Below are 12,919 nucleotides of genomic sequence, written 5' to 3' on the forward strand. Positions count from 1 at the left end.
CGTTCAGATCGGGACGGTGCACCCCCAATCCCTTATTTGTGATCATGGCGGAGGTGGGGGTTCCCGAAGTTGCCGGCCGATCACCGGTCCGGGGTCACGGGACGAGGTGGCCCTCCTGGATCACGGCTACCACGTGGGACGGGTCGTCGTACGTCGCCGGGTCTGTCGGGTCGGCATCGAGAATGACCGCGTCGGCGCGCTTTCCGGGGGCGATCACTCCCCCGGCCTCGTCCCGGAGCAGCCGGGCGCCGTTGCGGGTCGCGGCCAGCAGGGCCTGCGGTCCGCTCAGGCCCGCCCGCAGCAGGGCGCCGATCTCGACCAGGTTGGTGCCGTGGTGTTCCGGACTGCCGAAGTCGCTGCCGAGGGCCAGGGGCAGACCGGCGTCGCGGGCGTGCAGCACGGCGCGGTCGTGGGCCGCGATCGCGTCGGTGATCCGGGCCAGGGGTACACCCGTCAGCGCACCGGACTCGATCAGGTCCCGCAGGTGCCGGTAGATGGTGAGGGTGGGCACGAAGGTCAGACCCGCCTCCGCCGCCCGACGGGCCTGACCCGCCGTGAGATACATTCCGTGCTCGATACTGCCGGCACCGGAATCGATGGCCCAGTCGATGGATTCACCGCCCCAGGTGTGCACCATCAGCCGGGCGTCGCCGGCCACCCGGACCGCCGCCCGCATCTGCTCCCGGGTGAAGTTCGACGCCAGCACGTCACCACCGCTCGTGGCCGCGCCGCCGGTGGCGATCAGCTTGATCCACTGGGCACCCCGGTCGAGCGAGCGACGCACCGCATCGGTCAGATCGGCCACCGAACCGGCCCGTTCGGGGCCGATCAGGTCGACCGCGATCTGCACCCGCGGACCGGGCAGCACGCCGGCGGCCAGCGCCGACGTCAGGTCCCTTCCGGCCCCACCACCGTCCCGGAGACTGGTGACGCCTGCCCGCAGGGTGGACAGTAGCGCGTCAGCGGTCTGCTGATCCCGCTCCGCCCGGGAGCGGCGCTCCCGGTCCGCCCGATGGAAATCGTTCCAGGTGATGTGCGTATGGCAGTCGTAAACACCAGGAATCAGCCACTTTCCGTGAGCGTCGAGCACCGGGGCGCCGGGTGGTACGGAATCGGTGAACACCCCGTCGGCGACGCCGACAGCGCCGCTGGTGACAAACGTCCCCCATTCGTCCATCACCTGAGCGCCCGTGATCGACAGTGCCATCAGGGCTTCTCCCGGTTGTTCCCGGAGGTCTTCGCGTAGGAGGGCAGGCGCGGAACGGCTTTCAGCAGACGCTGAGTGTACGGGTGCTGGGGTGCGGTGAGAACCTCGGCGACCGGCCCGCGTTCGACGATCTCGCCGTCCTGCATGACCAGCACGCTGTCGCACAGGAAGCGCACGAGCGACAGGTCGTGCGAGATGACCAGGAAACCGACGCCGAGCTCGGTGCGCAGCGAGGCGAAGAGCCGCAGGATCGACGCCTGCACCGAAACGTCCAGCGCCGAGGTGGGTTCGTCGGCGACGATCAATTGAGGACGCAGCACCACGGCTCGGGCGATCGCGGCCCGCTGTCGCTGGCCACCGGACAACCGGGACGGGCGCACCCGGGCGAGTTCCTCGGTCAGGGCGACCTCACCGAGCACGGTGCGCACGAAGTCGTCCACCTGCGCCTTCGGCGCCAGCCGGTGCACCGTGACCAGTTCCCGCAGCATCGACCAGGTGCTCAGGCGCGGGTTCAGGGACAGGTAGGGGTCCTGGAACACCATCTGCACACCGCGGCGCTGCGCGAGGGAACGCGTCGCGCCGAGCCGGTCACCGGCCAGGTCGATGCTCCCGGCGCCGGGGGTCAGGAACCCGGCGACGGCCCGGCCGATGGTGGTCTTGCCCGAGCCGGATTCCCCGACCAGACCGACGATCTCGCCCGGCGCGACCTCGAAGCTGACGTCGTTCACCGCGACCGTGCGACCGTACTCGACGCGCAGGCCGTCGACCTTCAGCAGGGGCGCGCTCATGCGGTCAGCTCGATCACGGAGTCCAGCAGGGTGCGCATGTACGGGTGCGAGGGCGCCGTGAGTACCTGCTCGGTGGCACCCCGCTCGACGATCCGGCCGTGCCGCATGACCAGCAGCTGGGTGCTGACCTGGGAGACCACGGCGAGGTCGTGACTGACGAAGAGCAGGCCCATCGCCCGGCTGGTGCGCAGGTCGTCCAGCAGGGAGAGGATCTCGGCCTGCACCGTGACGTCCAGGGCGGTGGTCGGCTCGTCGCAGAGCAAGAACTCCGGCTCCCCGGCCAGGGCGCGCGCGATCACGACGCGCTGGCGCTGACCGCCGGACAGCTCGTGCGGATAGGCCCGGTAGCGCCCGGCCGCGTCCGGGATCTGTACCTGTTCCAGCAGTTCCAGTGCCTCGGCGCGGGCGGACGCGCCGTCGCGGCCCACCACGTGACGGCGGACCTCCGCGATCTGGTCACCCACCCGCATCAGCGGATCCAGCGCCGTCGAGGGGTCCTGGAGGATCAGGCCCAGCCGGTGCCCCCGCGCGGCGCGAGCCGCCCGGGCCGGGGCGTGCGCCAGTTCGGTTCCGTCGAGCCTGATCTCCCCGGCCGTGGCGGTGACGCCGCTGGGCAGCAACGCCATGATCGCCTTGAGGATCAGGCTCTTGCCCGAGCCGGACTCCCCCACGATGCCGACCGCCTCGCCCCGCGCCAGCGTCAGGTCGATGTCCGACACGATCGTCACGGTTTCCCGCCGGCGCCGCGCGGTCACGGCCAGACCGCGGACCGTCAGGCCGGTTTCGGCTAGCTCACTCAATCTCTCTCCCGGTACAGATCGGCCAGGCCGTCGGCCAGCAGCGAGAACCCGATTCCGGTCACCAGCACGGCGAGACCGGGGAAGACGGCGATCCACCACTGGGTGGTGACGAACGCCTGCCCGTCGAAGATCATCGTGCCCCAGTCGGGTGTGGGCGGCCGGATACCCAGGCCCAGATAGCTGAGCGTCACGATGGCGAGGATCACGAACACCACGTCGGTGACGGCCAGCACGATCAGCTGGGGCACCGCATTGGGCAGGATGTGGCGGCCGATCACCCGGCGGCGGCTCAGGCCACCGCCCCGGGCCGCGGCCACCCAGTTCTCCCCGGCGAATCCCCGCGTCCCGTTCCGCACCACGCGTGCGTAGTTCACCCAGGCCACGGCGGCGAGCGCGAGGTAGATCGACCTCTCGCCGGTGCCCAGGACGGCGACGAGGGCCAGGACGATGACGTAGAACGGGAAGGCCATGACGGTGTCGATGACGAACCGGACGACGCGGTCGAGCGGTCCGCCGAAGTACCCGGCCAGCAGGCCGAGCAGGGTTCCGACGGCCAGCGGTGCGAGGACGGCGAGTACGCCGACGCGCAGGTCGGTGCGGCCCGCATAGACGACGCGGGCCCAGACGTCGCGGCCGAGCTGGTCGGTGCCGAACGGGTGCGACCAGCTCGGTGGCTGCAGGCCTGCGGTCAGGCCGAGTGCCGTCGGGTCGTGCCCGGTGACCAGGGGCGCGGCGATCGCCAGGACGATCATCGTCCCCACCACCGCCAGGCCGGCGACGAGGGTGGCGCCCGGGCGGGTGCTGGTCACAGGGCCGCACCGCCCCGAGCCAGACGCGGGTCGAGCAGGCGCACGACCAGGTCGGTGAGCAGGTTCACCACGACGACCAGCACGGCGGTGTAGATGACGATGCCGGTGATGGTGGTGGAGTCGCGGTTCGTGATCGACCGGAACATCAGGTCTCCCACTCCGGGGATGGTGAACACCGACTCCACGACGAAGGTTCCGCCGATCAGGTAGGCGAGGTTGGTGCCGACCAGGGTCAGTGCCGGGAGGGCGGCGTTCGGTATCAGGTGCCGCAGGAGGATGCGCCGGGAGCTCAGGCCGGTGGCCCGGGCGGCGACGACGAAGTCCGCGTGGAGCACCTCGAGCAGCTGGGCGCGCAGGCTCCGGGCCAGCAGCGGCACGATGCCGACGGCGGCGGTGACGGCGGGCAGGACCAGCGAGCGCAGCCAGGCAGCCGGGCCGGTGCCGAGCCCGGCCACCGGGAACCACCGCAGGTGAACGGAGAACAGCAGCACCAGAAGGAGTCCCAGCCAGAAGGCGGGCACGGCGATGCCGGCGCTGAGCACGACCCGCAGGACGTGGTCGGGCCAGCGGTTCTGGTGGGTGGCGCTGACGACCGCGATGGCGGTGGCCAGCAGCACGGCGATGAGCATGGCCAGCACGACGATCGACAGGGTGGCGCCGGCCCGGGCGGTGATCGCCGAGCGCACCGATTCGCCGTTCACCATCGACGGGCCGACGTCGCCGTGGGTGATCAGGTTGCGCAGCAGGGTGCCCAGTTGCGACCACCACGGCCGGTCGAGGCCGAGCTGGGCGGCGAGCTGCTGCCGGGTGGCGTCGGTGGCGTGGCTGCCGAGCTGGGCCGACAGCGCCGAGCCGGGCATGGCGCGCGAGAGCCCGAAGGCCAGCACGACGACGGCCAGGGTGACGGCCACCGCGTAGGCGATGAGCCGGCCGGAGGCCCGGGCCCAGGACCGCACGACGGCGGCCCGCCGGGTCTGATCCCGGCGGGCTCCGTCGTGCGGGTTACTGGGCGATCCAGGCATCTTGCAGCTGCAGGGTGCCGTTCGGGATCAGCTCGATCCCGTGGACGCTCGACTGGGTGCTGAGGATGTTCGCCGCGTAGTCGAGCGACAGGGTCGGCGAGTCCTGGGCGACGAGCTGCTGGATCTTCGCGTAGATGTCCTTGCGGGCATCGCCGTCGGGGGTCTCGCGGCCCTGGGCGGCGAGCTTGTCGACCTCGTCGCTCTGGTAACCGGTGTGGAAGGAGTCGCTGACGCCGTGGGAGTCGACCTGCCAGTAGGTGACGTTGTCCGGGTCGCCGGTGTCGGCGATGACGGTGGTCAGGGCGAACTCGTAGTCCTTGGACGGGAAGGTCGTCCAGAACGTGGCGCTGTCCTTCTGCTCGATCTCGACCGTGAGACCGATCTCCTTCAGGGCGGCCTGGATGATCTGCGCCTGCTGGCCCCGGGCCTGGGAGCCGGACTCGACGAGCAGTTTGACCGTGGTGCCGGCGGCCACGCCGGACTTGGCCAGGTCGGCCTTGGCCGCCGCGACGTCGTACTTGAGGATGTCGGCGCTCTGGTCGGAGTAGCGCACGGTGGCGGGGATGTAGGTGGTGCCGGTCGTGCCGGTGCCGAAGGTCGTCGTCTGCGTCAGGGTGGCCCGGTCGACCGCCTGGGCAACCGCCCGGCGCAGGTCGCGGTTGGCGAACGGGCCGTCGGAGGTGTTGAAGAACACCTGGTCCTGGTTCCAGCTGCCCACGGTGTCGACGGTCAGCGCGGAGTTCGACTTCAGCGCCGCGACATTCGCCATCGGCACGTCCTGGATCACGTCGACCTGCTTGCCCTGCAACTGCTGCACGAGCGAGTTGTCGTCACTGACGGTGGTGTAGGAAACGCTGTCCAGGTACGGCTTGCCGCTCTGCCAGTAGTTGGTGTTCTTCACCAGCTCGAACGTGCTGCTGTTCTTGTCCCAGGTGCCGACCTTGAACGGGCCGGTGCCGACGGGGTCGGCGAAGAAATCCTTCTCGCTCTTGCCGTCCAGATCGTCGGGCACGATGCTGCTGGCGAAGGTGGCCAGCTCGGTGGCCAGCGGCGTGTACGCCTTCGAGAGCTTCACCTCGACCGTGCCGTCGTCGACGGCCTTGACCCCGGTGATCGGCGCGGACAGCGGCAGGGCGCCGCCGACCTTCAGGTGCCGCTCGATCGAGTACACGACGTCCTTGGCCGTGAGCGCGTCCCCGTTCGAGAACTTCACGCCGCTGCGCAGCGTGAACGTCCAGGTCAGACCATCGCTGCTGGCCTTCCACTCCGTCGCCAGCGAGGGCTGGAGCGCACCGTCGCCGTCCTGGGTGGTCAGGGTGTCGAAGATCTTGTCCAGCGTGTACGCGTTGTTGCTCGTCAGCGTCTTGGCGACCGGGTCGAGGTCACTCACGTTCTGACCGGTGCGGGCGATGGTGAGGGCACCGCCGGCCACCGGCTCGGAGTCGGCCGCGGCAGTACTGCCCGAACTGGAGCCGCCGGAGCACCCGCTCAAGACCATCGCCATCGCCGTCACGGCGACGGCACCGAAAGCAGCGGTGCGATGTATACGCATTTCAGGGTTTTCCGATCGTCGAGGTAGAGAAAGCTCGTGAGTTACGCCACAGACCCAACGCTGGGCGGGGAACTGCGGTGATTGGGAGCGCGGACTGATGCGGTGACCGGATCGCGGTACGCAGCATCGGCGCTACATCTGACGGAGCATACATGCAGCGTATGCGTGTGTGTACATTAATTGGCGCAGGTCACGTACCCGCCGGACGGACACGTACACGTCACCGCGCATCAGCATGCGGGCACCGTGGCGCGGGATCCCCCAGGCCGGCCGCACGCGCCGGGCGAACAAGGAGCGATGAAGCATGATCAGCACCACCCGACGGCTGCGATCCACGGAGCACAACCGGTGAGCGGCCGCCAGAGCTGGGCCTGGGCAACCCCGCCGGCGTTCGGCGCGCAGGCCTACGCGCGGCTGGCCGAACGGCTCGGGGAGCTGGTTCTCGCCGGCGACGCGGACACCGTTCTGGTTCCCGGCGAGGCGATCGTGGCCCTGGAGGCCGTCGCCCGCGAGCTCGGCGCCGGCGGCCCGCGGGTGCTCAACGTCGCCACCAGCCAGTACGGCTACCTGTTCGGGCAGTGGCTGAGCGAGGAGGGTGCGACCGTGACGACCCTCGCCCCGCCGGTCCCGGGGCAGCCGGTGACCGCCGAGCAGGTCGTATCCGCCCTGGCGAACGGTTACGACGTCGTCAGTTTCGTGCACGGCGAGGCCGCGACCGGGATCGTGAACCCGATCGACGCGATCGTCACGCAGGCCCGGCGCCGGGGCGTCGTCAGTGTGGTGGACGCGGTGGCCTCCGTCGGTGCCGAACCGCTGCGGGCCGGTGGGCCCACCGGGGCGGACATCGTCGTGCTGGGCCCGCAGAAGGCGCTCGCCGGACCGGCCGGCATCAGCGCGGTGACGATCGGCGAGGCCGGCTGGAAGGCCCTGTCCCGCCCGACCCGCCGGGTGGCCACCCTCTCGTCCGTCTCGCTCCTGGACATCCGCCGCGACTGGCTCGACACCGATCACTCAGCGATCCCCGGAACGCCTGCCCCGCATGAACTCTGGGCCCTGGAAGCAGCACTGGAAGCGGTCGGGGCGGAGGGCGTCGACGCGCTCGTGGCCCGCCATCGCCTGGCCGCCACCGCCGTGCGCGCCGGTGTGCAGGGTCTCGGACTGCGGCCCTGGGCGGACGATCTCGCGCAGGCCTCCGGTCTGGTGACCGGCCTGCTCCTGCCCGAGGGAGCCGACCGCCAGGCCGTGGTCACGCTCGGCCGGGAGCATTTCGGCGCCGACCTGGTCGCGGCCCCCGCCGGCACCGACGAACAGCTGGTGAAGATCCGCCACACCGGCCGGCAGGCCTCGTTCGAGGCCGTCCTCGCCGGTCTCGGTGGGCTGGCCGGCGCGCTCTCGCGGCTCGGCCACCCGGTCGACGCCGCCACCGGACTGGCCGCCGCGGTGGAGGTCTACGCATCATGAGCGAGCGCATCATCCACCTCAACGCCTTCGAGAACTTCTCCCCGGGCAACATCTCCTCGGGCATGTGGCGTCATCCGCAGGACCGCTCCCACGAGTACACCTCGCTGCGCTACTGGACGCGCCTGGCCCGCGATCTGGAGGACGCCGGGTTCGACGCCATCTTCATGGCCGACATCCTCGGCATGCTCGACGCCTATCAGAACCGCCCGGACGAGGCCCTGCGCACGGCCAGCCAGGTGCCGATCAACGACCCCGTCGCCGTGGTGTCGGCGATGGCGGCCGTCACCGAGCGGATCGGCTTCGCGGTCACCCTGTCGACCAGCTACTGGCAGCCCTACCTGCTGGCCCGCACGCTGACCAGCCTCGACCACCTCAGCGACGGGCGGGTCGGCTGGAACATCGTCACCTCGTTCCTGGACAGCGCCGCCCGTAACATCGGCACCGGCACCCAGCTGGAGCACGACCGGCGTTACGACCGCGCCGACGAGTTCCTCGACGTCACCCACAAGCTGTGGGAACGGTCCTGGCAGGACGACGCGGTGGTGCGCGACAAGGAACGCGGGATCTACACCGACCCCTCCCGCGTGCACCCGATCGAGCACCAGGGTGAGTTCTTCACCGTGCCCGACGCCTTCCTCGCCGAACCCTCCGCGCAGCGCACGCCGGTGCTGTTCCAGGCCGGATCGTCGGGGCGGGGGCAGCGCTTCGCCGCGCAGCACGCCGAGGGCCTGTTCGTGCACGGCACCCGCCCGGAGGTCATCGCCCCGATCGTCGCGGCGGTCAGGGCCGAGGCGCTCTCGCTGGGCCGCTCCCCCGACGCGATCAAGGCGTTCGCCGTGGCGACGGTCGTCACCGGCGAGACCGACGAGATCGCCCGGGCCAAGTACCAGGACCTGCTGCGCTACAGCGACTACGGCGGCGCGATGGTGCAGTTCGCCGGGCCGGTGGGCGTCGACCTGGCCACGATCGACCCGGACACCCCGCTGCGTGACATCCAGTCCAACGGGGCCCAGTTCTCGGCCCGGTTCTTCGCCTCCGCCGACCCCGACCGGGTCTGGACGCTGCGTGAGGTCGCCGACTACATGGCCGTCGGCGGGATGGGCCCGGTCATCGTCGGGTCCGGCGCCACCGTCGCCGACGAACTCGAACGCTGGTGCGAGGTCGCCGATCTGGACGGGTTCAACCTCGCCTACGCGGTGCGCCCGGGCACCTTCGACGACATCATCCGCTACGTGATCCCGGAACTGCGCCGCCGCGGCCGGCTCCCCGAGCGCCAGGGCGCCTCGACCCTGCGGGAGAATCTGTACGGGGAAGGCGCTCCCGGACTGCGCGCCGATCATCCACACTGGAGCATCGACATTCCGTCGCGCACACGGGGAAGGGACGGTTCGCACACTCATGCCGAGCCGCAGGGATGAGACCGCGTCACTGACGCACTACCACACGCTCCGGCAGCGGATCCTGGCCGGGGAGATCGACTCCGGGGCCCGGCTGTACGAGAGTTCGCTGACCACCGACCTGGGCACGTCCCGCACGCCCATCCGCGAGGCGCTGGCGATGCTGGAGCGCGACGGCATCCTCAAGCGGGAACGGCGCGGCTACCGGGTCCACGAGCGCTCGGCCCAGGAGATCCTCGACTACTTCGACGTGCGCAACGCCCTGGAGTCGGCCAGTGCCGAGGCCGCGGCCCTGCGCGCCACCGAACTGGAACGGGCCGAGATGGTCGCCATGCTGAAGGCGGCCGCGCAGGAGGAAGACCCGGTGGTCCGTGCCGGCATCCACCACGAGTGGCACCGCGCCCTGCTGCGGTCGTCGCACAACCCCGCGCTGGCCGACTTCATCGACCGGGCCGAGGTGCTGATCAGCCTGAAACGCAAGCCCTGGCAGAACTCGGTCGCGGGCTCCGGCGAGTCCCAGGCCGAGCACCAGGCCGTGCTCGACGCCGTCCTGGCCCGCGAGCCGGAGACGGCCCGCCGGCTGATGGCCGCCCACATGTCCCGGGCCCGCGACTACCAGCTGCTCCTGCTGACCGCCAGATAGCTCGTCCCTTCCTCGTTCGTGATCATGCAAAGTGTCCCCGGGGACACTTTGCATGATCACGTCCTCGGTGGTTGGCCTTACCGTACGGGCGGCTCTCCCTTGCCGACGCTTTGGAGTAATACTTCATGGCCGGCCCGACGAGCTCGCATCAGCGCTTCGTCGATGCGTTGAAAGTCCCGCCCTCCGGCCTGGGCCACGGAACCGGTCCCACCGGCTCCACCTCCGATAATTGATGCTGCTCCGCTCAGAAGGTCATGGGCCTGGAAACCGCTAGAGACAAGATCATGGCTGATGCTGGCCACAAATTGAGCCTTTCCAGCTTCTGCGACTGCAAGGATGACGATCGCAGGTCGCCCTGGGATCTGCTCCAGGGTCTCTTCCGCCAGAAGGCGAAGTTCCGAACCTGTTACACCTTCGATCTTTTCAACAACGATCGAACCACCCTCGGCCTGACTCGCGGCATCCGCAAGCCGTGCCGCGCGCCGGCCTCTCTGCACCTGGCTGATGCGGTTGAGTTCATGCTGGGCTGTGGCCAGTTTGCTCAACACGAGCTCTAGCTGTCGTGGCGCCTGCCCGGTGGAGACGTTCAGCATGAGAGCCAACTCATGGAGAAGGTGTCGTTCGTGGTCGTAGTAGCGCAGAGCGTCGGCTCCGGTGAGAGCTTCGATGCGGCGCAGACTGGCTCCGACAGACGTTTCCCCGAGGATACGGACCGGGCCGGCCTGGGATCCGTGGCCAACGTGAGTTCCGCCGCATAGTTCGCGGGAAAAGTCGCCGATGTCGACGATCCTCACGGTGTCGCCATACTTCTCGCCGAAGAGAGCTGTGGCGCCGGCAGCTTCGGCCTCGGATCGAGTGGCATGCCAGACCCGGACATCGGGGTCATCCATTAAATAGTCGTTGACGCGGTTCTCGATGTCCTCCAGATCAGGAACGGGAATCGCTGAGAAGTGGGCGAAGTCGAACCGGAGACGGCCTGCTGCCACCAGCGATCCTTGTTGCTGGGCGTGGGACCCGAGGGCGGCGCGCAGGGTGGCATGCAGGACATGGGTGGCCGAGTGCGAACGAGCGACGGCAGCCCTGTGGGAACCATCCACCTGGGCCTCGGCGATTTCACCGGTGCGCGCCACTCCGGACAGAACGGTGGCGGTATGGACGTGCAGTCCGTCGATACCTGTTCGTGTGCCAGTAATCTGCAGAACAGCGCCGGAATTGGTGGTGACGGTTCCGGTGTCACCCACCTGTCCCCCGGCCTCGGCGTAGAAGGGGGATCGGTTCAGAACCACCCTCACCGGAGCGCCTTCACCGACCACCGGCATGATGACATCATTACTGATGAGAGCCAGAACACGAGTTTCGGTAGTGAGGTTGTCATAGCCGACGAAGTCGGTGAGACCGTGCTGGGCGGCGATCCCGCGGTAGAGGTCGTGCCGGGCCAACGCGTCGGCGGTCTTGTTCCTGCCGTGCTTCTTGGCACGTCTCCTCTGCTCATCCAGCAGGATGGCGAATCGCTCGTGATCGACCTTCAGGCCGGCTTCCCGGGCCACTTCGATCGTCAGATCGATAGGGAAGCCGTAGGTGTCGTGCAGTTCGAACGCCGTATCCCCGGTGAGAGTGGACATTCGCTGCTGATGTGCAGTCGCGACCGAAGATTCCAGGAGTCTCGAGCCTTGCCGAAGGGTTCGATCGAAGGTCACTTCCTCAGCTGAGGCGACTTGAGTGATCAGCGAGGACTGAGCCGCTAGTTCGGGCCATGCGGGAGAGAGATTGTCGATGACGCTGTTGGTGATGACCGGGAGGACAGAACGCTGGATACCGAGCTGACGCGCGTGCCGGACGGCTCCGCGCAGGAGACGCCGCAGAACGTAGCCGCGTCCTTCATTGCTCGGCAGGACGCCGTCGGCGACGAGGAACGCGATGGATCGGGCATGTTCAGTGACGACTTGGAAGGACACTGATTCCCGGCTGCCGTCGCGCCCTGGGAAGGTGCGCCGGGCAAGCTCCTGGACCGTGCTCAGGGTGGGCGCGAGGAGATCCGTTTCACAGATGGTGTCGACGCCTTGCAGGATCGCCGCTATCCGATCGAGGCCCAGGCCGGTGTCGATACTCTTGGCCGGTAGATCGCCGAGAATGGAAAAGTCGCCTTTGCCATCACCGGCACCCCGAATGTTCTGCATGAAGACCAGGTTCCAGATCTCCAGATAGCGTTCACCGTTCACCGCAGGGCCACCGGCAGGGCCGAAGGCCGGACCGCGGTCGTAACAGACTTCAGAGCAGGGTCCGCAAGGACCAGGGACGCCCGTGGACCAGTAGTTGTCTTCCATACCGAGCCGCTGGATGCGTTCGGCGGGCATTCCGACGGCACGCCAGAGTCGCTCGGTCTCGTCGTCGTCCAAATAGACCGTGATCCACAGCCGGCCGGGATCGAGGTGGAAGACCTGTGTGAGTACTTCCCAGGCCCAGGCGATGGTTTCGGCCTTGAAGTAATCGCCGAAGGAGAAGTTGCCCAGCATCTCGAAGAACGTGCCGTGCCGCGTGGTGCGTCCGACGTTCTCGATGTCCGAGGTGCGTGCGCATTTCTGCACTGACATGGCTCGTTGAAAGTCCGGGACCGTTTCCCCGAGGTAGTAGGGCTTGAACTGGTTCATCCCGGCGTTGGCCAGCAGCAACGTGGGGTCATTCGGAATCAGCGACCCGGAGGGGACCAGGTGGTGATCACGAGCGCCGTAGTAGTCGAAGAAGCTCGATCGGATCTGGCTGGAAAGCATGACGAAACCTCGCATGGCTGGGCAGACGGACACCGGCGGAGCACCGACTCGTCTCAGGCAGCCATGAGACAGCGTGCTGAGGGGCGGTACCGCGGGTGTCGAGAACGGAAAGAGATGAGGTTGTTGACACACACGCCGAGCCGGCCGAGGGGCTCAAACGAGGCGGTTGACCTCGGAACCCGGCTCGGCGCAGATAGCTCGCGCGCTCATGGTCGCCAGACCCATCAAATTTCCCTGTTCGTCGCTGGACGTCGCCGTCAACGGTAGCGCAATATCCATCCTGCTTCAGCGAATTGCTCACCAGCCTGAGATACCGGCCCGTAAGCCGCCTCCAGATCTTCGGCCATACACCGAGCGGTCTGAAGTTCGGACAGGCGTTAGAACCGATGGTGGACGTGCGAGCATCCCAGTTCTCCTAGTCTCGCTGGAGAGCCTCCCCGCCGGAGAAGACCGGGAGACTCTCCAGAAGGAT

General features: G+C 68.5%; 10 protein-coding genes. 3 read left to right on the plus strand and 7 right to left on the minus strand.

Going from position 1 to position 12,919, the window contains the following annotated elements:
• Positions 1–94: 94 nt before the first annotated feature.
• From LR393_RS20495 to LR393_RS20520, 6 genes are read right to left on the minus strand one after another with little or no spacing between them, the layout of a single operon-like run.
• A complete protein-coding gene (locus LR393_RS20495) occupies positions 95–1,207 on the minus strand; it encodes an amidohydrolase family protein (protein WP_231485678.1) in 1,113 nt (370 codons plus the stop codon).
• Positions 1,207–1,995, minus strand: coding sequence for an ABC transporter ATP-binding protein (locus LR393_RS20500; protein WP_231485679.1), 789 nt, complete (start codon positions 1,993–1,995; stop codon positions 1,207–1,209). The genes LR393_RS20495 and LR393_RS20500 overlap by 1 nt, the downstream gene beginning before the upstream one ends.
• Positions 1,992–2,795 carry an ABC transporter ATP-binding protein gene (locus LR393_RS20505; RefSeq protein ID WP_231485680.1) on the minus strand — a complete coding sequence of 268 codons (804 nt, stop codon included), beginning with the start codon at positions 2,793–2,795 and terminating at the stop codon, positions 1,992–1,994. The genes LR393_RS20500 and LR393_RS20505 overlap by 4 nt, the downstream gene beginning before the upstream one ends.
• On the minus strand, positions 2,792–3,604 hold the full coding sequence (locus LR393_RS20510) for an ABC transporter permease (protein WP_231485681.1): 813 nt from the start codon (positions 3,602–3,604) through the stop codon (positions 2,792–2,794). Before LR393_RS20510 ends, LR393_RS20505 begins: the two co-directional genes overlap by 4 nt.
• Positions 3,601–4,626, minus strand: a complete 1,026-nt coding sequence (locus LR393_RS20515; protein ID WP_231485682.1) for an ABC transporter permease — start codon at positions 4,624–4,626, stop codon at positions 3,601–3,603. The genes LR393_RS20510 and LR393_RS20515 overlap by 4 nt, the downstream gene beginning before the upstream one ends.
• On the minus strand, positions 4,607–6,178 hold the full coding sequence (locus LR393_RS20520) for an ABC transporter substrate-binding protein (protein ID WP_231485683.1): 1,572 nt from the start codon (positions 6,176–6,178) through the stop codon (positions 4,607–4,609). The genes LR393_RS20515 and LR393_RS20520 overlap by 20 nt, the downstream gene beginning before the upstream one ends.
• A 348-nt stretch (positions 6,179–6,526) precedes the next feature.
• On the opposite strand from LR393_RS20520, the gene LR393_RS20525 reads away from it, so the two are divergent.
• The 3 genes from LR393_RS20525 to LR393_RS20535 are packed head-to-tail and all read left to right on the plus strand — an operon-like array spanning position 6,527 to position 9,679.
• A complete protein-coding gene (locus tag LR393_RS20525; RefSeq protein WP_231485684.1) occupies positions 6,527–7,639 on the plus strand; it encodes an aminotransferase class V-fold PLP-dependent enzyme in 1,113 nt (370 codons plus the stop codon).
• Positions 7,636–9,057, plus strand: a complete 1,422-nt coding sequence (locus LR393_RS20530) for an LLM class flavin-dependent oxidoreductase (RefSeq protein ID WP_231485685.1) — start codon at positions 7,636–7,638, stop codon at positions 9,055–9,057. Before LR393_RS20525 ends, LR393_RS20530 begins: the two co-directional genes overlap by 4 nt.
• Positions 9,038–9,679, plus strand: coding sequence for a GntR family transcriptional regulator (locus tag LR393_RS20535; RefSeq protein WP_231485686.1), 642 nt, complete (start codon positions 9,038–9,040; stop codon positions 9,677–9,679). The genes LR393_RS20530 and LR393_RS20535 overlap by 20 nt, the downstream gene beginning before the upstream one ends.
• 77 nt (positions 9,680–9,756) lie before the next feature.
• Here LR393_RS20535 and alaS read toward each other — a convergent pair whose 3' ends face one another.
• Positions 9,757–12,447 carry an alanine--tRNA ligase gene (gene alaS, locus LR393_RS20540; protein ID WP_231485687.1) on the minus strand — a complete coding sequence of 897 codons (2,691 nt, stop codon included), beginning with the start codon at positions 12,445–12,447 and terminating at the stop codon, positions 9,757–9,759.
• Between the last annotated feature and the right edge of the window lie 472 nt (positions 12,448–12,919).

The sequence above is a fragment of the Kineosporia mesophila genome (assembly GCF_021129235.1).
In the GTDB taxonomy this organism is placed as follows: Bacteria; Actinomycetota; Actinomycetes; order Actinomycetales; family Kineosporiaceae; genus Kineosporia; species Kineosporia mesophila.

What these genes read in the sequence shown, in the direction of transcription:
- LR393_RS20495 (WP_231485678.1), bottom strand. Translation starts at nt 1,207, where the DNA reads ATGGCACTGTCGATCACGGGCGCTCAGGTGATGGACGAATGGGGGACG.
- LR393_RS20500 (WP_231485679.1), bottom strand. Translation starts at nt 1,995, where the DNA reads ATGAGCGCGCCCCTGCTGAAGGTCGACGGCCTGCGCGTCGAGTACGGT.
- LR393_RS20515 (WP_231485682.1), bottom strand. Translation starts at nt 4,626, where the DNA reads ATGCCTGGATCGCCCAGTAACCCGCACGACGGAGCCCGCCGGGATCAG.
- LR393_RS20520 (WP_231485683.1), bottom strand. Translation starts at nt 6,178, where the DNA reads ATGCGTATACATCGCACCGCTGCTTTCGGTGCCGTCGCCGTGACGGCG.
- LR393_RS20530 (WP_231485685.1), top strand. Translation starts at nt 7,636, where the DNA reads ATGAGCGAGCGCATCATCCACCTCAACGCCTTCGAGAACTTCTCCCCG.
- LR393_RS20535 (WP_231485686.1), top strand. Translation starts at nt 9,038, where the DNA reads ATGCCGAGCCGCAGGGATGAGACCGCGTCACTGACGCACTACCACACG.
- alaS (WP_231485687.1), bottom strand. Translation starts at nt 12,447, where the DNA reads ATGCTTTCCAGCCAGATCCGATCGAGCTTCTTCGACTACTACGGCGCT.